The following is a 20490-nucleotide window of genomic DNA, read 5'->3' on the forward strand; positions in this document are numbered from 1 at the left end:
ACGATGGCGTCCGCCGACGAACTCCGTGAACTGATGCGGACCGAGGGTGCGGCAGTCGCACAGAACACCCAGGGATTCAACGAAGGGCGGTATCGGTCGGTCGCCGATCTGTCCGACTACGAGGAGCTGAAATCCGAGGCACGGGCGATCAAGGAGGACGCGATCGAGCGGCTCCCGGACCTCCTCGATCAACTGACCGACGCCGTCGAGGAAAACGGCGGAACGGTCTACATCGCCGACGACGCAGCCGACGCGAACGACTACATCCGCGAGGTCGTCGCGGACCGCGACGCCGACCGCCTGGTCAAGAGCAAGTCGATGACCAGCGAGGAGATCGAAGTGAACGACGCCCTCGAAGCCGACGGCGTCGATGTCGTCGAGACGGACCTCGGCGAGTGGGTCCTGCAGGTCGCCGACGAGGCGCCGTCTCACATCGTCGCGCCGGCGATCCACAAGTCACGCGAGAGCATCGCGGAGCTGTTCAACGAGGTGTTCGATCCCGACCAACCGCTCGAAACCGCCGAAGAACTGACGCGCTTCGCGCGCGGGAAACTGGGTGAACAGATCGTCGATGCCGAGGTCGGCCTCACCGGTGCGAACTTCGTCACGGCCGATACAGGGACGATGGCGTTGGTCACGAGCGAGGGCAACGCCCGCAAGACCGTCGCGGCCACGGACACCCACATCGCGGTCGCCGGCGTCGAGAAGGTGATCCCGACGGTCGGCGACCTCCACCCGTTCGTCGAACTCATCGGCCGGTCCGGGACCGGACAGGACATCACGTCGTACGTCTCGCTGTTGACCCCGCCCGTCGACACGCCCGTCGTCGACTTCGAGGACGACGAGACGCCGCTGTCGGAGCACGACACCGACCGGGACTTTCACCTCGTTCTCATCGACAACGGCCGACTGGCGATGCGCGAGGACGAACACCTCAAGGAGACGCTGTACTGCATCCGCTGTTCGGCCTGTTCGAACTCCTGTGCGAACTTCCAGAGCGTGGGCGGCCACGCCTTCGGCGGCGAGACGTACTCGGGTGGCATCGCCACCGGCTGGGAGGCCGGCATCGAGGGACTGGACGTGGCAGCGGAGTTCAACGACCTCTGTACGGGCTGTAGCCGCTGTGTGAACGCCTGTCCGGTCGGTATCGACATCCCGTGGATCAACACCGTGGTCCGCGATCGGGTCAACCGCGAGGACGACCGACCGGCGGAGTGGCTGGTCGACGGGCTCACGCCCGACGAGGAGGACAAGGGCGCACCGCTCCAGAAGCGCTTTTTCGGCAACTTCGAGACGGTGGCGAAACTGGGGAGCGCGACCGCGCCGCTGTCGAACTGGCTCGCCGACGCCGGCCCGTCACGGTGGGCGATGGCCCGGTTCCTGGACATCGACCCGCGGCGTGAGCTGCCGACCTTCGAGCGTGAGACGTTCGTCGACTGGGCCGAGCGACGCGACTCGACAGTTGACGATCCCGACCGACGAGCCGTTGTCTACCCGGACCTGTACACGAACCACGTCCAGGTCGAGCGGGGGAAAGCGACCGTGAAGGCCCTCGAAGCTCTCGGTGTCGACGTGACCGTTCCGTCCGTCGCCTCCAGCGGCCGGGCACCACTATCCCAGGGGATGGTCGCGACCGCCGAAGACCACGCCGAACGGGTCACGGAGGCGCTGGCACCACACGTCGCCGACGGGCGGGACGTGGTCGTCATCGAGCCCAGCGACCACGCGATGTTCCAGCGCGAGTACGAGAAACTGCTGGACGAGGCGACGTTCACGGAGCTGGCCGAGAACAGCTACGAAGTGTTCGAGTACGTCTACGGCCTCGTCGAGAACGGGACAGACACGGATGCGCTTCCGACTGTCGAGGACGGTCGACTCGCCTACCACAGCCACTGCCAGCAGCGAACTCTCGGTCTCGAAGCACACACGGTCGCCGTCCTGGAACTGTGCGGGTACGACGTGACGACCTCGGATGTCGAGTGTTGCGGGATGGCCGGGAGTTTCGGCTACAAGTCGGACTACTACGAACTCAGCATGGATGTTGGGGATCGGCTCCGGGACCAACTCGAAGCGGACGGCGTCGAGGACAGACAGGTCGTCGCCAGCGGCACCTCCTGTCTCGAACAGATCGACGCACTCCTCGAACGACAGCCGCGCCACCCGATCGAACTGCTCGCCGAATAGCCAGGCCCCCCGGCGCTCAGTCGAGGCCGACGTGGCGTCTGAACGAGGTTCCCGTGATCCACTGCCGGTCTTTCTTCGACACCGAATCGACCTGCCGGAGCCAGTTGTAGGTCTCGGGGTACGTGGCGACATCGCTGACGTTGGGGTAGTCGGACCCCCAGACGACACGCTCCCGGCCGAAAGTGTCGAGATACCAGCGGACGTGGTCGTGCATGTCCGCGTAGGGAAACGCCGAGTCGGACATGTGTGGCATCTCCGAGACCTTCACCGCGACACCGTCGTATTGGGCGAGGTCGGCGAACTGCGCGAACGTCCCCTCGTCCGTGGGCGTCTCCGGGTCCGCGTGCGCGAAGTGGTCGAACAGGTAGGTCAACTCCGGATACGCCTCGACGAGTTCGAGCGCCTGGTCCAGTTGGCGGTGATCGCAGAGAATCTGGACGACAGCGTCCGTCTCGACCGCGGCTTCCCAGAATTCGGTCTCCTCGATGGCCGCCCGGAGCCAACTCACGTCCGGATCGAACGTCTCCCACATCCGGTCGTACGGACAGGCTGCACCCAGGCGAAACCCGAGGACGCCGTCGGTGTCCATGCAGCGTCGAAGATGGACCGCCGCGTCGTCGGCGAACGGGTCGAGCATCACGATCCCGTGGAGTCGGTCGTACTCGGCCGCCGTCTCCACCGTGTACCAGTTGTCCGTCCAGTCACAGATCGGATAGCCGACCACGACGGCCTCGTCGATCCCGTTTCGGTCCATGTCGGCCAGCAGGCGGTCGGCCGTGTAGACGGTGTGAACGTCGAACGAGTCGACGAGGTCGACGATCGGGCCGTTCACCCACGGATGGTCGGCGCTCGGTTTGTCCCAGGCGTGGGTATGGGTATCAAACATGTCCAGTGGTTCGTCAGTGGGCCTACTAAATCTTGCCGCAGAAAAGCTAAGCCCGAGGGGGGTGCTACTGTGAACCGCATGGCGCGAATAGCGTTCCACCTCCGTATCAAAGAGGGGCAACGAGAGGCGTACCGCGAGGAACACGAGGACGTACCCGAGGCACTGGAGTCGGCGTATCTCGACTCCGAAGCGGGCATCGAGACGTACAGCGTCTTCGAGAAGGGCGGCCACGTGTTCGGGTTCCTGGAGGTCGAAGACCCGGCGGTGATCAAAGAGGCCATGGCCGAAAGCGAGGCGCAGGCAGCGTGGAACGAGGTGATGGACCCCATCCTCGTCGAGGAGGACGACCAGTGGATGGACGAGGTCTACCGGATGGTCTGAATCAGGCTTTGAGATACCCGCCGTCGACGGCGATCGACTCGCCGGTTATCCACTCGCCCTCCGCCGAGAGCAACAGCACGGCGACGTGCCCGATCTCCGCCGGCTGTGCCGGCCTGTCGAGGATGTGCGTGTCGAGCGACTCCGACAGGACCTCCTCGGGCGACTGGTCGCTCTGTGCCGCCTTCTCCGTGAGCCACTGGTCGACCATCGGGGTCTCGACCGTCCCCGGTTTGATCGCGTTCGCCGTGATGTCGTGCTCGGCGAGTTCCTTCGCCAGGACCGTCGTCAGCGCCAGTACTGCGGCCTTCGACGCACCGTACGCTCCCTGTCCGGTGAACGGTCGTTCTGCCCCCACGGAGGAGATGTTGACGATGCTCCCCGCGACATCGTCGGCGATCATCTGCGCAGCGATCCGCTTTGCGACGAGGAACGTCCCTTTCGTGTTGACCGCGAAGTGTCGGTCCCACTCGGCTTCGGTCGTCTCGAGGAGCGGGATCGACTGCTGGATGCCGGCGTTGTTGACGACGCCGTGGATCGGCCCGAGCGCCTCGACGGCCGCTTCGACGCCACTGTCGACGGACGCCGCGTCGGCCACGTCGACCTCGACCACGGTCGCCCCACTCCCCGTCTCCCTGACCTGATCGGCCGTCACGTCGGCGTCCTCGGTGTTCGTGTCGAAGACAGTAACGTCGGCACCTGCGCGCGCACATCTCACCGCGATGCCGCGGCCGATTCCCTGCGCACCGCCGGTGACGACGACGTGGCGATCGGTAAGCCGTGTGTCGGTGGAACCGCTGTCTGGCCCTTGTGCAGACATATCGGTCACTCAGTCGGGGGGATACGTAAACCTGTAGGTGTAACTCGGTCCAACGCACGCGAGCAGCTGTCCGGTATTGCCGGACCAATATTTGTCAGGTGAACTGGTGACAAGCATAGTGGTAATAGTTAACATATATTTTATTCCGGAGTATAGCCGAGATATTTGGCCGCCCCCCGGTTTAGTCCCACACACAGCGGTCGATTCCGACGGCTTGCCGGTACGGACGGAATCCGTTGTTACCGGATGGGATTCGCTATAATCGGACAGACGGTTCCCGTCGCGGGGAGCCCACGAACTGGTTGCACAAGCCGGGACATCGGCGATTCGAGCGCGGAACCGAGTGTAAACCGGCTCGATCGCCGCTCCTGGCCGATATGACGACGGTCTATGCTATCCCAGCGAGCGCTCGCCGACACGCCCCACGCTCGGGACGAGCGTGTGTTCGTCGCGCAGCGTCTCGATACCCAATCGGTATAGCCGGCAAGTATCCGACATGAGCGGAAACACCTGTCCCGTAGCGACATCGGGAGGGTGATTCCCCGTCAGGGGGTTCTTCTAACAAGTGTACATTCGATATTGACTCCGGTCGATATTGGACACCCACTACTAACAGCCGTACATCAGTTATCCCCAGATTTAGATTTCGAAATTCCGTTAATAGCACCGTATCTATTTTTCTAATGTTACTTGTCCGATATCTCGAACCATATTGCTGCAAATAGCATAGTTATGGCGAGTATTCGGACCAGATCTGGGTATAGAAGGGTCAGTATCGCGAATATATGGCTATAAAATTCCGTCTGGCGCTACCGTTCCCCTATTGTTCGAGAGACGGGATACTGTCGTCGCGAGGGAGTGGGCACGACAGCGGTGGCAGATGCTGCCGACAGACGTGGAGAAGACGAGCCCGACGGTGCGGCGGAGACAACAGGGAGATGTCGTCTTCGGGGCTCAGCCGTCGAACGTGATCATCCCCTTGACTGCCGTCGGGTCCATCGCACGGCCGAAGGCGTCGTCGATCCCGTCGAGCGGCGCCTCGAAATCGATCAGCCCCTCGACATCGACGCTCCCGTCCGCGAGGAGGGCGACGGCAGCGTCGTACGTGTTCTTGTACCGAAACGAGCCGGCGACATCGATCTCGTTGTCGATGAGTTCCAGCACGTCGACCGGGACGGTCGCTTCGTCCGCCAGCCCCACGAGGACGACAGTTCCGCCGCGACGGACGGCATCGAACGTCGACTGGATAGAGGGCGTGGCGCCAGAGGCTTCGACGACGACATCCGCGCCGACGCCGTCGGTGTACTCGTCGACCGCCGTTTCGAGGTCCGCCTCGGTGACATCGATAGCCAGATCCGCCCCTCTCGCCTCCGCGCGGGTCAGTTTCTCCGCGACAACGTCGGTGACGAGCACGTCAGTCGCGCCGGCGGCGCGGGCGGCTTCCATCACGAGCAGGCCGATTGGGCCGGCCCCCGTGACGAGCACCGTGTCGCCGGTCCCGATGTCACCCCGACGGCACGCGTGGATGCCGACCGAAAGCGGTTCACAGAGCGCGCCCGCCGCGGTCGAGACGCTGTCGGGGAGTTTGTACGCAAAGTCGGCCGGCCACGCGACGTACTCGGCGAAGGCGCCGTCGTGTGGCGGCGTCGCCATAAACGTGACATCCTCACAGAGGTGGTAGTCCCCGCGCTTGCAGTGGGCACACCGCCGACAGGGGACACCGGGTTCGAGCGCGACACGGTCGCCGGGGGCCAGTCCCGTGACGTTCTCGCCGACCGCCGCGACCTCCCCGGCGCTCTCGTGGCCGAGGACGAGCGGCTCCTCGACGACGTAGTCGCCGATGCGACCGTGTTCGTAGTAGTGGATGTCCGACCCGCAGATGCCGACATCGCGGACGGCGACGAGGACATCGTCGGGACCGGGCGACGGTCTGGGACGCTCTTCGAGTTCGAACTCCGTGGGCTCGACTAACACTGCAGCACGCATGCGTGACGACACGTCGTACGGCTACAAAAAACAGGGGGGTGCCGTCACCACTCGGCGACGCTCCCGTCCTCGTGGTGCCACACCGGGTTGTACCAGTTCACGTCGGACTGGGCCTTCTCGCGAAGGTACGCCTCGTCGACTTCGATCCCGAGGCCGGGACCGGTCGGCCGTTCGACGTAACCGTCCTCGAACTCGAAGGTCGCCGGGTCTTCGAGGAGTGCGAGGCCCTGACTCGACGCCGGATCGTGGAGTGTGAGGTCCTGTTCCTGCATGACGACGTTCTGGGAGGCGAACCCGACCTGCAAGCTGGCGGCGAACGCGATCGGACCGAGCGGGCAGTGCGGGACGACCGCCACGTCGAACGCCTGAGCCATCGACGCCACTTTCCGCATCTCGCTGATGCCGCCGACGTGTGTGACATCGGGCTGGATGACGGAGACGGCGTTCTCCGTCAGCAGTGGCTTGAAATCGTACCGTGAGTAGTGCCGTTCGCCGGTCGAGACCGGCACGCTGGTCTGCTGGTTGAGCGCGCCGAAGGCCTCGCCGTGTTCGGGCGTCAGCGGCTGATCGGCGAACATCAGGTTGAACGGTTCGAGCCTGCGGAGGAGTTCCAGCGCCATCGGCTTCGAGACGCGGCCGTGGAAGTCCACGCCGACGAGTGCGTCGCTCCCGACGGCGTCCCGGAGTGCCGCGACCCGGTCGACGACCCGCTCGACGGCCCGGGTCGTCTCCATCGGCCGGAACTTCCGCGGGTTGTTGAGTTTGAACGCGCGGTAGCCTCGCTCTGAATGCTGTCGTGCGGAGTCAGCGATCTTGTCGGGATCGGCGCCCCCGATCCACTGATAGACGAGCATCCGGTCCCGGACGTGGCCACCGAGCAGGTCGTGGATCGGGGCGTCGTAGTGGCGACCCTTGATGTCCCACAGTGCCTGGTCGATGCCGGCGAGCGCACTCATCAGCACCGGCCCACCACGGAAGTAACCGCTCTGATACAGCTTCCGCCAGTGGTACTCGATCCGCAACGGGTCCATCCCCAGCAGGTACCCCTCGACGAGTTCGGACACCGCCGTCCGAACCGTCTCCAGTCGCCCCTGGATGATCGGCTCACCCCAGCCGACGACCCCCTCGTCGGTCTCCAGTTTGAGCAGTAACCACCGGGGCGGAATCGCGAACAGTTCGTAGTCGGTGATTTGCATGGATGCTACGTAGGCAAGCGCACACTTGAAACGCCAGGTCGGCGAGAACCCCGATCCGGTACAGTCGAGGTATAGTTTTATCATCGTGGAAGCCGCGTGCGTGAACGTACGTATGAGTGTACGCGAGAGTTTCTCCCTCGACGGAGAGACGGCTATCGTCACCGGTGCAGCACAGGGACTCGGAAAGCAGATGGCGAGCGGGCTCGCGGAGATGGGCGCCGATGTCGCCATCGCCGACGTGAACGAGGAGAAAGCCGAGCGGGCCGCGGCCGAACTCGACGGCGAGACGACGGTCATCGCGACCGAGGTCGACGTGACAGACGAGGCCTCCGTCGAGGCGATGGTCGAGGACGTGACCGACCGCCTCGGCCCCATCGACGTGCTGGTCAACAACGCGGGGATCGTCGAGAACTCGCCGGCCGAGGAGACCAGCATCGAGTCCTGGCGGCGTATCGTCGCCGTCAACTTAGACGGCGTCTTCCTCTGTGCCAAACACGTCGGCCAGCAGATGCTAGAGCGGGGCGAAGGGCGGATCGTCAACATCTCCTCGATGTCCGGGTTCGATGTCAACGTCCCGCAGAAACAGGCCAGCTACAACACGACGAAAGCCGGCGTCAGGATGTTGACCCAGTCGCTCGCCGTCGAGTGGGGGGACCGCGGCGTCCGTGTCAACGCCATCGCGCCGGGGTACATGCGCACCGAGCTGGTCGACGAGGTGCTGGCCGAGAACCCCGAGATGGAGGAGACGTGGCTGGAGAACACGCCGATGGGACGGCTCGGCCGTCCGGAGGAACTCAAGGAACTCGTCGTCTATCTCGCCTCGGACGCCTCCTCGTACATGACCGGGTCGACGGTCGTCATGGACGGCGGCTACACCTCCCGATAGGGGATCGGTCGCTCTTTTCGAGGACGGTGGGTCGGTCGCCGGGAGCTACGCCGACGGGAGGTCGGTCAGCCGTTCTTTCGCCCGCTCCCACTCGCCCGTGTCGGTGGGCTCGTACCGCGTCGTCTCGAACGCCGAGGCGACGAGTCGGCGCCCGGCCGCGAGATCCGGGAGGGTGTCGACGGCGAGCGCCTGTGTCAGGAGGTTCCCGATCGCCGTCGCCTCGACCGGACCGGCGACGACCGGGCGGTCGGTCGCGTCCGCGAGCAACTGACAGAACAGGTCGTTGCGGACGCCGCCACCGCCCAGGTTGATGCTTTCGGGCCGATCGTCGGTGACGGCCGCGAGCGCGTCCAGCTCCAGCGCCGTCTTCGTCACCAGGCTGTCGAGGAGACAGCGGACGATCTCCCCCTGGCCGGTCGGGACCGGCTGGTCGGTCCGCCGACAGTAGGCGCGGAGCTGGTCGGGCATCGAGCCGTCGATGTCGAAGCTCTCGGCGTCGGGGTCGACGAGCGCGGCCCGGGCAGGGGCGTCGCGGGCCGCCGACAGGAGATGGTCGTACCCGGCCGGCTCGCCGTTCGCCCGCCAGGCTTCGCGGCACTCTTCGAGCAGGAAGAAGCCGTTGACGTTCGTCAGGAGGCGGACGGTCCCGTCGACGCCGAGTTCGTTCGAGACGCCGTGCTCGAAGCCCGCGTCGGTACGAACCGGGGCGTCGCGCTCGACACCGAGGATGAACCACGACCCCGTGTTGAGGAAGGCCCCGTCTTCGGCCAGCGGGAGCCCAGCGACGGCCGCCGCCGTGTCGTGGCTCGCCGGCGTGACGAGTTCGGGCGTTTCCGAAACCCGCTCGGCCACGTCGTCGGCGACCGGCCCCAGCCGCCGGCCGGGCTCTTCGAGCGACGGGAGGAGAGCAGTCGGCACCCCCAGGTCGTCGAGCAGGTCGGTCGCCCACGCGCGCTCGCTCGGATCGACCATCTGCGTGGTCGAGGCGACGGTCACTTCACCACACTGATCGCCGCCCAACAGGGTCGTCAGGAGCTGTGGCATCATGAGCAGGCTGTCGGCCCGTTCGAGGAGGGCCGGGTCGCGCTCGGCGAGCGTGTGGAGTTGCCAGAGCGTGTTCGGCGTGTTCCAGTTGGTGATCCCGGTCGCCGCGAAGAGCCGGCGCTTGCCGACCGACGCGAACAGCTCCTCGCGTGTCGCCGTCGCCTCCGGATCGCGGTAGGAGACGGGGTCCCGGAGGACCTCGCCGTCCGCGAGGAGACCGAAGTCCAGCCCCCAGGTGTCGACGCCGACGGTGTCGAGTCCGTCGGCCCGTTCGGCGGCGGCTTCCAGGCCGTCGACCATCCGCTCGCGGAGCGCCGCGAGGTCCCAGACGTACCGTCCGTCCCGTCGGACCGGCCGGTTCTCGAACCGGTGGACCTCCCGAACGTCGAAGTCGGTCGGCGTCACGCGACCGAGATACACCGTGCCGCCGCTGGCGCCGATATCGATGGCGACGTGGTTCATGCGTTCACTGTCCGTAGCTGTCGAGTTTCCCGCGGAGCCGATCGATCTCCTCGTCGGGCAGGATCTCCGGCTCGCCGATGGCACGCGCCTGGTGGTGGATGCGAGCGCAGTACTCGACCATCAGCGCCACCGTGTAGGCGTCTTCGAGCGAGCCGTCCGCGGTCAACACGCCGTGGTTGCGCAGGAGCGTCGCGTTGTACGACTCCCCGAGCGCGTCGACGGCGGCGTCGCCGAGCGCCTGTGTCGCGTGAGTCTCGTACTCGGCGACTGGCACCTCGGTGCCGGTGAACGCGAGCAGGTAGTGTGAGGCCGGGATCGCCTCGCCCAGCGAGGCGAACGTGGTCGCGTACGGCGAGTGGGTGTGGACGACACCGCCAACGTCCGGCCGCTGCTCGTACACCTCCAGATGCATCGGCAGTTCCGTCGAGGGGTCGATCTCCCCCTCGACGACGGTGCCGTCGGTGTGGACGACGGGCACGTCCGCGGGCTCGATCTCCGCGTAGGGGACGCCGGACGGACTGATCGCGACGTGGTCCTCGTCGAGGCGTGTACTCAAGTTGCCGCCGGTGCCGGTCGTCAGGTCGTCGTCGAGGAGGCTGCGTCCGTACTCGCAGATGGCGTTACGTGTCTCGTAGTGGGGGATCGTCTCTGATGACATTGGGATCGTAGTGAATCGGGTATCGACGCGGTGTGTCTCTCAGTCAGCGGTGCTTCCGGCGGTCTGCATCCCTTCTTCGAGGGCGACCTCGGCGTCGCTGTCGAGTCGTCGCTGGTGGATCGTCTCGCCGGTGCTGGCGTCGAAGAGATGCACGTCCTCGTCGGGGATCTCGACGGCGACTACCGCACCCTCGTTGATGAGCCGCTGGCCGTCCGTCTCGGCGATGAACGTCTGGTCGTGGTCCTGCTGTGTTGCCTGGAGGTAGACGTAGGAGGTGCTCCCCATCGGTTCGACAACGTCGACCTCCGCTTCGAACTCGTGGCCACCGGTCGGGTCGTCGTGGAGCGTGATGTCCTCGGGTCTGGCCCCCAGGACGAGGTCGCTCCGGTCGTCTGCCGAGGTCTGCATCCGCTCGGTCAGATCGAAGTCGAACCCGTCGGCCCGCAGGGTGCCACCCTCGACGTGGCCCTCGAAGAAGTTCATCGACGGCGAGCCGAGGAAGCCGGCGACGAACTGGTTCGCCGGCCGGTAGAAACACTCCAGCGGCGTCCCGATCTGCTGGAGTTCCCCGTAGTTGAGGACGACCAGCCGGTCGCCCATGGTCATCGCCTCGGTCTGGTCGTGGGTGACATACAGCGTCGTGACGCCCAGTTCGCTCTGCAGGCGGTTGATCTCGGTCCGCATCTCCGCGCGGAGTTTCGCGTCCAGGTTCGAGAGCGGTTCGTCCATCAGGAAGACGTTCGGGTCCCGGACGATCGCCCGCCCCAGCGCGACGCGCTGTTGCTGGCCGCCCGACAGTTCGCCGGGCGTGTTGTCCAGCAGTTCGCCGATGTCCATCATCTCGGCCGCCGAGGTGACCGTCTCCTCGATCTCCTGGTCGGACTGCTCCGTCGACATCTTCAGCCCGAACGACATGTTCTCCTCGACGGTCATGTTCGGATACAGCGCGTAGTTCTGGAACACCATCGCGATGTCGCGCGCGCGCGGTCCGAGTTGGTTGACGACGGTGTCGCCGATCTTCACGTCGCCTTCGCTCTGGGTTTCGAGCCCCGCGACGATCCGCATGAGCGTCGATTTCCCGCTGCCGGACGGTCCGACGAAGACGACGAACTCGCCGTCGTGGATGTCGAGGGACACGTCGTCGACTGCGACGACCGATTCGTCGCCCTCTCCGAACCGCTTCGTTACGTCGTCGATCGTGATACTAGCCATTAGTGTGTCTCCGTTGTGCGGCTGTTTCTCGCCGCCGCACGGGCGTGGTCTGCGTGCAGTACGTGTCGTTCGGTGGAACGCGTGTTCATTCTTTGATCACCACACCGAAGCTGAGGCCGGCCGCGAGATACTTGTTGACCGCGATCAGGAAGACGACGACCGGAACGATCATCGCGGTCGAGGCGGCCGCGAGCATCGACCACTCGATGGACCGGGAGCCGATGAACGAGTAGACGAACAGCGTCACCGGCACCGCCTCGAAGCTCGTCAACACGAGTCCGAACAGCAGCTCGATCCACGCGAAGATGAAGCTGATGATGGCCACCGAGAAGATGCCCGGTTTGGCCGCCGGCAGGACGACCTTCCGGAAGCCCTGGAACTGCGTCGCGCCGTCGACACGTGCGGCTTCCTCCAGCGTCTCGGGGATGCCATCGAAGAACGCCTTCATCACCCAGACGACAAGCGAGAGGTTGATGCTGACGTACATCAACACCATCCCGATCCGGGTGTCGAACAGGTTCAGCGCCCGGAAGATGACGAAAAACGGGATGACGACGGCGATCGGCGGGAGCATGCGCGAGGAGAGGATCCACACGAGCACGTCCCGTTCTTTGGGGATGTCGTACCGCGAGAGCACGTACGCCGCGGGCACGCCGATCAGCAGGACGATCACGACCGACGCCGACACCATCAGCACGCTGTTGGCGAAGGCGGCGACGAAATCGGACTGCTGGACCAACTGGATGTAGTTGTACACCGTCGGCAGGAAGATCCAGTCCGGCGGCAGCGAGTTGGCCTGTCCCGGCGGTTTCAGCGACATGGAGACGAGCCAGTACAGCGGGAACAGCACGACGAACGACCAGCCAAGCAGGATGGTGTGTCGAGCGACCCTGACGAGTGTCTCCCGCGTCTCCTTGTCGAGGCGCTGTGAGCCGATGGCAGCCTCCTCGTCGGATGTCGCCATCAGTCCCACACCCCCTCGAAGCCGACCTTCGCGATGATGATGTTACACAGCGCCACCACGAGGACGAGGTAGACGATGGCGATGGCCGCGGCCACGCCCAGTTGGTTGTTGATGAACATCTGTTCGTAGATGTTGATGCTGACGAGCTGAGTGGCCGTCCCCGGTCCGCCGTTGGTCAGCCCGTAGACGACGCCGAAGGTCCGGAACAGGTCGATGAGCCGGATGAGCGTGGCGACGAACACCACTGGCTTCATGTACGGGATGATGACGTGGACGTAGCGGCGCCACAGCGGCGCGCCGTCGACGCGGGAGGCCTCGACGAGCGTGTCGGGCACCGACGAGAGGCCGGCGTAGAAGATGATGAACATGAACGGCGTCCAGTTCCACGTGTCCAGCAGGATCACCGTCAACAGCGGCACGTCCGAGAGGAACGCGGGGGCCGCAAACGGCGTCGCCGTCTCGATCACGTACGGGATGACACCGATCTCGCTGTTCAGCATGATCCGGCCGATCGTCGCGAGCGACACGGGCGCGACAGCCATCGGGATGATGAACAGCACCCGGTAGAACCCCTTCATGCGACCGGAGTCGACGCCGGCGACCAGTGCCGCCAAGACGAATCCGAGCGCGGTCTCCAGGGCCAGTGCGCTGACGACGACGGTGATCGTGATGACGAACGAGTGGAACGCGCCGCCCCGGGTGAACGCCGTCTCGAAGTTGCTGAGCCCGACGAACTCCGCCTCGAAGACGTTGAACGTCGGTTCGGCGATCAGGCTGAGATAGAGGTCGTAGGCACCAGGGAAGAAGGTGATCATCACCATCACCAGCACCATCGGTGCCATGAACCAGTACGGGAGGTAGTCGTTCCAGAGATCCCGGAGTCTGGCGAGGGTCGTCCGGTTTGCCGACTCTGTTTGGGTAGGTGTGCTCATTTGTTGTGGATATGTCTCATGATGCTGGTTCGGGCTGGCACGTCAGCCGCTGTAGATGTCTTCCGCGACCTCCGCGGCCCGCGTCATCGCCGCCTCGGCGGACTTCTGGCCAGCGATAGCGCGCTGGAGTTCCTCGGAGTAGCGCTGGCCCCACTCGGGGTACTTCCGGTCGAACGGGTCCGGTGCGGCCTCCTGCAGGGATTCGAGCGTGACCTGCGCGAAGTTGTCGCCGACGCGCGAGCGGAACTCGTCGTTCTCCCAGACCGACTGACGCACCGAGAACGCCGCGCCGTTGTCGAGGTGCATCCAGGTGTTGGTCGGCTCGGAGGACGCCCACAGCATGAACAGGAACGCCTGTTCGGAGTTCGAGGCGTTCTTCGACGTGGAGATCTGCCAGTTGAACGCGTTCGGCGAGAACGTCCCGTCGGCCGGTCGCGGCGCCTTCGCGATACCGATGTCTTCGCCGACCTGAGAGTCCTCGCCGGTCAGGCCCGGCCAGAACAGGTTTGCGTCGGCGACGATGTGACCGGCCCGCCCCTCCTGCATCGTCGCGAGCACGTCGGACCACGTCTGGGTCGACGCGCCCTCGGGACCGTAGTCCTGGAGGAGGCTGGTGTACCACTCGGCCGCCTCGATGACACCGTCGGTGTCCAGTCCCGAGTCGTTCGGGAACTCGGTCCAGAGCTCGGCGCCGTACTCGCGCAGGAACGTGTTCAGGATGTAGATGTTCATCCCGTAACCCTTCTGGCCGCGGCCGACCGTCCCGACCACGTCGGACTCGTTCTCGTGGATCGTCTGTGCGTTCTGCCGGAACTGTTCGAGCGTCTCGGCGACTTCGAGGTCGTGTTTCTCGTAGAGGTCCGTTCGGTAGAACTGGGTCTGGACCTCGACGGTGATGGGGATGCCCGTCCAGGAGTCGCTGTAGCCGCCGCCGTGGGCCTGCCACTTCGAGGCCTCGAAGAGGTCGTCGGGCTGGTACCACTCCTCGTCGTAGAGACTGCTGTCGTCGAAGTACGGATCGAGGGGTTGAATCCAGCCCTCCTCGCGGAACTGATTGACGACCTGATCCATGTAGAAGATGTCGAACTGCCCGGCGCCGGTGCTGACATCGGTCTGTCGCTTGGTCCGGAACTGCTGTTCCGGGAGGATGTTCCAGACGACATCGATCCCCGTCAGTTCCTCGAAGACGGGCACCGCGGGCTTGATGGCCGACACCCACGGGTGCTGGACGGCACCGATGTTGATCTGTGACCCCTCGAACTGCCGCCAGTCGATGTCTGCGCTCTGGTACTCCTCCAGCGGGATGGCGAGGTCGCCGTCGGATCCGGAACTGGACTCGGTCGAATCGCCGCTGGACCCGTTACCGCCGCTCGATCCGTCGCCACCGCCCGAGCCACTCGACCCGCCTCGCGTACAGCCTGCGAGGCCGCCGAGCAGTCCGACACCTGTCGCTTTGATAAAGTTCCGCCTGTTGCGCTCTGTCATATTGGCTTGCCTCGGTCTAGCAACAACATTCATGCATAATAAAGGTACCCCTTCTTCGAAGCCCAGCGAGCGGGGGACGATCACGTAAATCGCCACACAGCGAGCGGTTTGCGGTCGAACCGTGGAAAGACTTTAATGGAGTGTCCGACAACAGTTGGGCCGAGGCCACACGAGAACAGCAGTCGTCGGTCACACGTCGAGTCCTCGTGCGAGCGACGCGCTCCCGACTGACATCGCGACGACACTCACCGACGAGCCTGTTCGGCCACGATCCACCATGACTGGAGACACCCACACGTCAGCACAGTACCGACCCGTCACACACGTCCGTTCCGCTGTGGGGGGCGAGTGATGCGAGCGACCACACTCACAGACGTTGGCGAGATCGAAGTCCAGGAACGGGAACGCCCCGAACCGAAGCCGAACGAGGTGCTCGTCGAAGTCGGTGCCTGCAGCGTCTGCATGACCGATTATCACATGTACCACGGGACCTTCGCCGCCCCGACGCCGCTGGTGCTCGGTCACGAGAGCGCCGGGACCGTCGTCGATGTCGGGACCGATGTCGACACGTTCGCCGCGGGTGACCGTGTCGCGATCAATCCGACTGTCCCCTGTAACGCCTGTTCGTACTGCAAGCGCGGGGAGACACACCTCTGTGAGAACAACACGAGCATCGGCGGTGCCGGCGAGACGATCCTCGACGGCGCGTTCGCAGAGTACGTCCGCGTACCGGCCATCAACGTCGAAGACATCGGCGAGATGTCCTTCGAGCGGGCCGCGTTGGCCGAACCACTGGCCTGCTGTCTCCACGGTGTCGAACAGACGGATCTCACGCCGGGCGACAGCGTCGCCATCATCGGTGCCGGTCCGATCGGGCTCCTCCTGTTGCAGTCGTTCCGCATCGCCGGCGCCGCACCCATCGTGGTCTCCGAACCGGACGACGAGCGCCGCGAGATCGCCGCCGAACTCGGCGCCGACGCCGTCGTCGACCCCGAGGAGGAAGACCCCGAGACGGCGATCCCCGAGGCCGCCGGCGGTGCCGTCGACGTTGGCGCGGAGGCGATCGGACTCGTACCGACGATCAAACAGGCCAACGCGGTGACTGCCCAGGGCGGCTCGACGCTCGTCTTCGGCGTCCCGGACCAGGAGGCGACCATGGAGGTCAGCCCCTTCGACATCTTCTTCGACGAGGTCGACTACCGGGGTTCGTTCTCCCTGACGACGGAGGACTTCGAGCGAGCGGTGACGCTGCTCCAGCAGGGTCGGATCGACGCGGACACCCTCGTCACAGAACGGATCGGACTCGACGACTTGCCGACGGCGTTCGAGCGCATGGAGAACGGCGAGGGACTGAAGAAAGTCGTCGTCCCGGGCGCCAGCGACTGAGGTCGGTCGCCGCGTCACCGCACTGTTCTGGAGCCCTCCCCCCGTCTGCCATTCTGTGTCTAAAACTACGACCAGCGATCCGTCCGGTCCGTGGGTCACGTTGTATTCGTTCTTCTCTCAAGAACACAAATAGTTCGCGCGTTTTTGAGTGCACAAAAGTAACCTATTTCGTTTTTCGTGAGGGATACATCGCGTGTGAACAGTTACCAGGGCGAAAGTGTTCTGCTCTAACGAACAGAATTATGTACGTGGCACCAGTACACGAAGACAATGAGCGACACACCAAGCTACACCATCGACGCGACGGAAACGTCGCTCGACCTGCTCGAACTCCTGGTGCAATCGGCCGACCCGATGGGCGTGACGGCGCTTGCCGACCGCCTCGGGGTCGCAAAGAGCGTCGTCTACAACCACCTCGCGACGTTGCGTGAGCGTGGCTACGTCGTCAAGCGTGGCGACCGATACGAACCCTCGCTCAAACCCCTGGACGTCGGTTCACAGACGCGTGCGGCGATGCCCATCTACGAGTCCGCGCGCCACCACCTCGACAACCTCGCCGCTGCTTCCGGGGAGACGACAGTGCTGTTCGTCCTCGAAGCGGGGTCGGGCGTGCCGGTCTACATCGCCGAGGCCAGCGACGGCTGGTCGCCGCGTTTCCACGAGGGCCAGCGCTATCCACTCCACGTAAACGCACCGGGGAAGGCGATTCTGGCGTCGCTGCCGGAGGAGCGCGTCGACGAGATTCTGGCGGCCACCGACCTCGTCGCGCCGACCGAGGCCACGATAACCCGGCGGGACGAACTCAAAGCCACGCTCCGGGGAGTCCGCGAGGACACCGTCGCGTTCTGTAGAGGAGAACAGTACGAGGGGATCGTCGGTGCCGCCGCCCCGGTGTCGGTCAGCGATGCCGACTGCGTGGCAGCGCTCGGCATCTGTGGTCCGGTAGACCGACTGAGCGGGCGGTACCTCGAAGAGGACATCACCGGCCAGGTCGTCAGCACCGCGAAGTCGATTCAGGTCGACCTCCGGAGTCGATGAACCGAATGAGTGGGTGTCGTAACACCAGTACAACTGTTATACCACTGGGTTCCACGCCCGTTCGACAGCCGACTCGACCGGAACGGTGGTGTAACGCTAAGGCACGATTAGATGAATTCACAGGTGTATTGGACCACTTGTTCAAGAATGTGAGTGTATTCGGATTCCTATATTCGCTACAGCCGAGGTGATACCATATTTTGTTTTGAGCCAATAGAAAAAGCTATCTAAGTGTGTTTTAATTGTTTTTGGTTATCAAAAGCGGTATTGCGTTTGTGAAATGTCGAGAGCCGAGGAAAAGAGGTCCGAAAGCGTTGTGATAACCTCAAACAACCGATATCTGACGACAGGTAGCGGGAATCACCGACGAGAGGGTCGCACAGCGCACGGACCGAGACAGCGGGTGCCGGTCAGTCGGTCTCCACGGACGGTGGGGTCGTGTCGGGCTGTTCGGTGGTGGCACCGCTCCAGTCGAACCGCCGCTGGAAGGCCAGTGCGACGTTGACGAGCGCCAGCAGCACGGGCACCTCGATGAGGGGCCCGACGACGGTGGTGAACGCGACGCCGGAACCGACACCGAACACCGCGACGGCGACCGCGATCGCGAGTTCGAAGTTGTTCGAGGCGGCGGTGAAACCGATCGCCGTCGTCGTCGAGTAGTCCGCGCCGACGCCCTTGCCCATCCCGAAGCTCACCAGAAACATCACGACGAAGTAGATGGTCAGCGGGACGGCGATCAGGAGCACGTCGCCGGGCGAGGCGACGATCGTCTCCCCCTGGGTGGCGAACATCACGACGATCGTAAACAGGAGCGCGATCAGGGTCAGCGGATCGATCGTCGGGACGAACTGCTCGTCGTACCACGCCTGTCCCTTGGTTCGCGTACCGACGTACCGCGTGAGGAAGCCGCCGGCGAAGGGGATCCCGAGGAAGACGACGATGGCCTGGAACACCTGCATCGGCGTCACGTCGAACGTCTCGATGCCGGCGACGAGCGTCTCCATGCCGAGCAGCGGCGGGAGGACGAGCGCGAAGAACCAGACGTAGACGCCGTATGTCACGATCTGGAAGAGGCTGTTGAACGCGACCAACCCGGTCACGTACTCGGTCGACCCGTCCGCGAGTTCGTTCCAGACGAGCACCATCGCGATGCACCGCGCCATGCCGATGAACACGAGTCCGAGGAAGTACTCCGGGCGGGCAGGCAGCCCGGGGACGAGCCCGCTGAAGAAGATCACGGCCAGCCCGAACATGAGTGTCGGACCGATCAGCCAGTTCTGGACGAGACTCAGGCCGAGGACGCGCCAGTTGCGGAACACGGCCCGGAGTTGCGAGTACTCGGCTTTCGCCAGCGGTGGATACATCATGGCGACGAGGCCGATCTCGACCAGATGGAACTGCTGGATCGGGCGCGTGACCGACGGCGCGACGAACCCGAGACCGACGCCGACGGCCATCGCGGCGACGATCCAGACGGTGAGGTACTTATCGAGGAAGTCCATCGACCGCGGATCACCACAGCTCTCACAGTCACAGTTCGGGCCGTGGGACTGCTCGACGCTACTCATCGTCGCTTTCCGGCTTTCTGGCGGTGATCGTCGCCGAAACCAGGAACTCGCTCACGTCGTACTCGTCGTCCCAGTCCCGGATGAACTCGTCACTGTCGTCGTTCGGCGAGATACTGATCGATTCGAAGCCCGCGTCGGCGAGGAGCCGGTCGAGCCGGTCGATTGTCGAGGCGCCGGCGACACAGGACGCGACGGACTCGGGGTCCGCCCGAACGTCGTCAGGCACCGCCGCGGTCAGGACGACATCGGAAATCGCGAGACGCCCACCCTGACGGAGGACGCGAAAGGCCTCATGGAACACCTGCTGTTTGTCCGGCGAGAGGTTCACGACGCAGTTCGAGATGATCACGTCGACGCTGGAATCGGAGACCGGGAGGTGCTCGATCTCGCCCAGGCGGAACTCGACGGTTTCGGCCCCGTTTTCCTCGGCGTTCGCACGCGCTTTCCGGACCATCTCGGGCGTCATGTCGACGCCGATCACGCGGCCCGTCGGACCGACCTCGTCGGCGGCGAGGAAGCAGTCGAACCCAGCACCCGACCCGAGATCGAGCACCGACTCGCCCGCAGCCAGCGACGCGATCGCCTGCGGATTACCGCAGCCAAGCCCCAGGTTCGCGTCGCCGTCGACACGGGCCAACTCGCCGTCGGAGTAGCCGAGTTTCCGGGCCGTCTCGTCACTGGGAGCCGCCGCGTCCTCAGAACTACAGCAGGAGTCGTCGCTCGAACAGCAGTTGCCGCCGTCCTCGCGCTCGCCGGTCGCGATGCGAGCGTACCGTTCCCGGACGACTTCCCGCTGTGTCCGTGCGTCGAGCCCGGACGCTGCCGTGGCATCGTTCGACTCAGGCATCGATCGGTTCCTCCCCATCGGTCGCGTCGAACAACGCACGACGGCCGGTTCGACCGTCGTGGCGGCTGTCCCGAACCCGGTCAAGCCCGGATCCGTCGCGCCTGCCGCCTGCCCGACCACCGCCGTCACCCCCGGGACCGTCCGTAGCGAGTTCGATCATCGGTCGCCCCGCGTCTCGTCGAGGGCCGCCAACAGCGCTTCGGCACGGTCGGTCGCCTCGTAGTACCGCCACGTCCCGTCCTTGCGACGGGTGACGAGGCCGGCGTCGTAGAGGTCCGACAGCGCGTGGCTGATCGCACTGTCGCTGACATCGACGACCGGATTGATCTCACAGACACACAACTCACGGTCCGCAGCCGTCAGCAGCCGGACGATCGCGTATCGCGTGTCGTTGCCCAGTGTCTTGAGCGCGCTGAGATCGGTGTCGGCGTCCGCGGGAGCCGCCGACTGGTACGAGCGCAGCGAGTCCAGGCGGTCCTCGATGTCGGCCTCGCAGCACCCGCCGCTTTCCTCGGTGATGAGTCGTTCGAGTCGGTCCGTCTGTGAGCTCATGGATGA

At 64.7% G+C, this 20490-nt stretch carries 18 protein-coding genes; 5 read left to right on the plus strand and 13 right to left on the minus strand.

Annotation, left to right across the window (positions count from 1 at the left end):
- Positions 1–3: 3 nt before the first annotated feature.
- On the plus strand, positions 4–2184 hold the full coding sequence (locus P1L40_RS19710; protein WP_284011515.1) for an LUD domain-containing protein: 2181 nt from the start codon (positions 4–6) through the stop codon (positions 2182–2184).
- A gap of 16 nt (positions 2185–2200) precedes the next feature.
- Here P1L40_RS19710 and rhcC read toward each other — a convergent pair whose 3' ends face one another.
- Positions 2201–3070, minus strand: coding sequence for an L-rhamnono-1,4-lactonase (rhcC, locus tag P1L40_RS19715; RefSeq protein ID WP_284011516.1), 870 nt, complete (start codon positions 3068–3070; stop codon positions 2201–2203).
- 78 nt (positions 3071–3148) lie between these two features.
- Here rhcC and P1L40_RS19720 point away from each other — a divergent pair, with 78 nt between their 5' ends.
- The gene (locus tag P1L40_RS19720) at positions 3149–3451 is read left to right on the plus strand and encodes an L-rhamnose mutarotase (protein WP_284011517.1); all 303 of its coding nucleotides are present in this window, start codon (positions 3149–3151) and stop codon (positions 3449–3451) included.
- A 1-nt stretch (position 3452) separates the two neighbouring features.
- Here P1L40_RS19720 and P1L40_RS19725 read toward each other — a convergent pair whose 3' ends face one another.
- From P1L40_RS19725 to dgoD, 3 genes are all read right to left on the minus strand, one after another.
- On the minus strand, positions 3453–4268 hold the full coding sequence (locus P1L40_RS19725; protein WP_284011518.1) for an SDR family NAD(P)-dependent oxidoreductase: 816 nt from the start codon (positions 4266–4268) through the stop codon (positions 3453–3455).
- A gap of 954 nt (positions 4269–5222) precedes the next feature.
- Positions 5223–6254, minus strand: coding sequence for an NAD(P)-dependent alcohol dehydrogenase (locus tag P1L40_RS19730; protein WP_284011519.1), 1032 nt, complete (start codon positions 6252–6254; stop codon positions 5223–5225).
- A gap of 44 nt (positions 6255–6298) precedes the next feature.
- On the minus strand, positions 6299–7450 hold the full coding sequence (gene dgoD, locus P1L40_RS19735; protein WP_284011551.1) for a galactonate dehydratase: 1152 nt from the start codon (positions 7448–7450) through the stop codon (positions 6299–6301).
- 112 nt (positions 7451–7562) lie between these two features.
- Between dgoD and P1L40_RS19740 the strand changes: the two genes are divergently transcribed.
- A complete protein-coding gene (locus tag P1L40_RS19740; protein WP_284011520.1) occupies positions 7563–8336 on the plus strand; it encodes an SDR family NAD(P)-dependent oxidoreductase in 774 nt (257 codons plus the stop codon).
- Positions 8337–8381: 45 nt separating this feature from the next.
- On the opposite strand, the gene P1L40_RS19745 is transcribed toward P1L40_RS19740, so the two are convergent.
- The 6 genes from P1L40_RS19745 to P1L40_RS19770 all read right to left on the minus strand — a co-directional run bounded on the left by P1L40_RS19745 (position 8382) and on the right by P1L40_RS19770 (position 15093).
- Positions 8382–9842, minus strand: a complete 1461-nt coding sequence (locus tag P1L40_RS19745; RefSeq protein ID WP_284011521.1) for a rhamnulokinase — start codon at positions 9840–9842, stop codon at positions 8382–8384.
- Between the two features lie 4 nt (positions 9843–9846).
- On the minus strand, positions 9847–10500 hold the full coding sequence (locus P1L40_RS19750; protein ID WP_284011522.1) for a class II aldolase/adducin family protein: 654 nt from the start codon (positions 10498–10500) through the stop codon (positions 9847–9849).
- A gap of 39 nt (positions 10501–10539) precedes the next feature.
- The gene (locus P1L40_RS19755) at positions 10540–11712 is read right to left on the minus strand and encodes an ABC transporter ATP-binding protein (RefSeq protein WP_284011523.1); all 1173 of its coding nucleotides are present in this window, start codon (positions 11710–11712) and stop codon (positions 10540–10542) included.
- Between the two features lie 85 nt (positions 11713–11797).
- Positions 11798–12676, minus strand: coding sequence for a carbohydrate ABC transporter permease (locus P1L40_RS19760; protein ID WP_284011524.1), 879 nt, complete (start codon positions 12674–12676; stop codon positions 11798–11800).
- On the minus strand, positions 12676–13608 hold the full coding sequence (locus tag P1L40_RS19765; protein WP_284011525.1) for a carbohydrate ABC transporter permease: 933 nt from the start codon (positions 13606–13608) through the stop codon (positions 12676–12678). Before P1L40_RS19765 ends, P1L40_RS19760 begins: the two co-directional genes overlap by 1 nt.
- Before the next feature lie 42 nt (positions 13609–13650).
- Entirely contained in the window at positions 13651–15093 is a 1443-nt protein-coding gene (locus P1L40_RS19770) for an extracellular solute-binding protein (RefSeq protein ID WP_284011526.1), read from the minus strand.
- Positions 15094–15444: 351 nt separating this feature from the next.
- Here P1L40_RS19770 and P1L40_RS19775 point away from each other — a divergent pair, with 351 nt between their 5' ends.
- Positions 15445–16479 carry a galactitol-1-phosphate 5-dehydrogenase gene (locus tag P1L40_RS19775; protein ID WP_284011527.1) on the plus strand — a complete coding sequence of 345 codons (1035 nt, stop codon included), beginning with the start codon at positions 15445–15447 and terminating at the stop codon, positions 16477–16479.
- Between the two features lie 270 nt (positions 16480–16749).
- Entirely contained in the window at positions 16750–17517 is a 768-nt protein-coding gene (locus P1L40_RS19780) for an IclR family transcriptional regulator (RefSeq protein WP_284011528.1), read from the plus strand.
- A 410-nt stretch (positions 17518–17927) separates the two neighbouring features.
- On the opposite strand, the gene arsB is transcribed toward P1L40_RS19780, so the two are convergent.
- From arsB to P1L40_RS19795, 3 genes are all read right to left on the minus strand, one after another.
- Positions 17928–19085 carry an ACR3 family arsenite efflux transporter gene (arsB, locus tag P1L40_RS19785; protein ID WP_284011529.1) on the minus strand — a complete coding sequence of 386 codons (1158 nt, stop codon included), beginning with the start codon at positions 19083–19085 and terminating at the stop codon, positions 17928–17930.
- A complete protein-coding gene (gene arsM, locus P1L40_RS19790) occupies positions 19078–19932 on the minus strand; it encodes an arsenite methyltransferase (protein WP_284011530.1) in 855 nt (284 codons plus the stop codon). Before arsM ends, arsB begins: the two co-directional genes overlap by 8 nt.
- A gap of 156 nt (positions 19933–20088) precedes the next feature.
- On the minus strand, positions 20089–20484 hold the full coding sequence (locus P1L40_RS19795; protein ID WP_284011531.1) for an ArsR/SmtB family transcription factor: 396 nt from the start codon (positions 20482–20484) through the stop codon (positions 20089–20091).
- Positions 20485–20490: the final 6 nt, after the last annotated feature.

This window comes from Haloarcula pelagica (assembly GCF_030127105.1).
In the GTDB taxonomy this organism is placed as follows: Archaea; Halobacteriota; Halobacteria; order Halobacteriales; family Haloarculaceae; genus Haloarcula; species Haloarcula pelagica.

Bases quoted from the DNA above. Each gene is read 5' to 3' on its own strand.
- arsM (WP_284011530.1), bottom strand. From the start codon at position 19,932: ATGCCTGAGTCGAACGATGCCACGGCAGCGTCCGGGCTCGACGCACGG.
- P1L40_RS19770 (WP_284011526.1), bottom strand. From the start codon at position 15,093: ATGACAGAGCGCAACAGGCGGAACTTTATCAAAGCGACAGGTGTCGGA.
- P1L40_RS19760 (WP_284011524.1), bottom strand. From the start codon at position 12,676: ATGGCGACATCCGACGAGGAGGCTGCCATCGGCTCACAGCGCCTCGAC.
- P1L40_RS19750 (WP_284011522.1), bottom strand. From the start codon at position 10,500: ATGTCATCAGAGACGATCCCCCACTACGAGACACGTAACGCCATCTGC.
- P1L40_RS19710 (WP_284011515.1), top strand. From the start codon at position 4: ATGGCGTCCGCCGACGAACTCCGTGAACTGATGCGGACCGAGGGTGCG.
- P1L40_RS19765 (WP_284011525.1), bottom strand. From the start codon at position 13,608: ATGAGCACACCTACCCAAACAGAGTCGGCAAACCGGACGACCCTCGCC.
- P1L40_RS19720 (WP_284011517.1), top strand. From the start codon at position 3,149: ATGGCGCGAATAGCGTTCCACCTCCGTATCAAAGAGGGGCAACGAGAG.
- dgoD (WP_284011551.1), bottom strand. From the start codon at position 7,450: ATGCAAATCACCGACTACGAACTGTTCGCGATTCCGCCCCGGTGGTTA.
- P1L40_RS19730 (WP_284011519.1), bottom strand. From the start codon at position 6,254: ATGCGTGCTGCAGTGTTAGTCGAGCCCACGGAGTTCGAACTCGAAGAG.
- P1L40_RS19755 (WP_284011523.1), bottom strand. From the start codon at position 11,712: ATGGCTAGTATCACGATCGACGACGTAACGAAGCGGTTCGGAGAGGGC.
- P1L40_RS19740 (WP_284011520.1), top strand. From the start codon at position 7,563: ATGAGTGTACGCGAGAGTTTCTCCCTCGACGGAGAGACGGCTATCGTC.
- arsB (WP_284011529.1), bottom strand. From the start codon at position 19,085: ATGAGTAGCGTCGAGCAGTCCCACGGCCCGAACTGTGACTGTGAGAGC.
- P1L40_RS19745 (WP_284011521.1), bottom strand. From the start codon at position 9,842: ATGAACCACGTCGCCATCGATATCGGCGCCAGCGGCGGCACGGTGTAT.
- P1L40_RS19775 (WP_284011527.1), top strand. From the start codon at position 15,445: ATGCGAGCGACCACACTCACAGACGTTGGCGAGATCGAAGTCCAGGAA.
- P1L40_RS19795 (WP_284011531.1), bottom strand. From the start codon at position 20,484: ATGAGCTCACAGACGGACCGACTCGAACGACTCATCACCGAGGAAAGC.
- rhcC (WP_284011516.1), bottom strand. From the start codon at position 3,070: ATGTTTGATACCCATACCCACGCCTGGGACAAACCGAGCGCCGACCAT.
- P1L40_RS19780 (WP_284011528.1), top strand. From the start codon at position 16,750: ATGAGCGACACACCAAGCTACACCATCGACGCGACGGAAACGTCGCTC.
- P1L40_RS19725 (WP_284011518.1), bottom strand. From the start codon at position 4,268: ATGTCTGCACAAGGGCCAGACAGCGGTTCCACCGACACACGGCTTACC.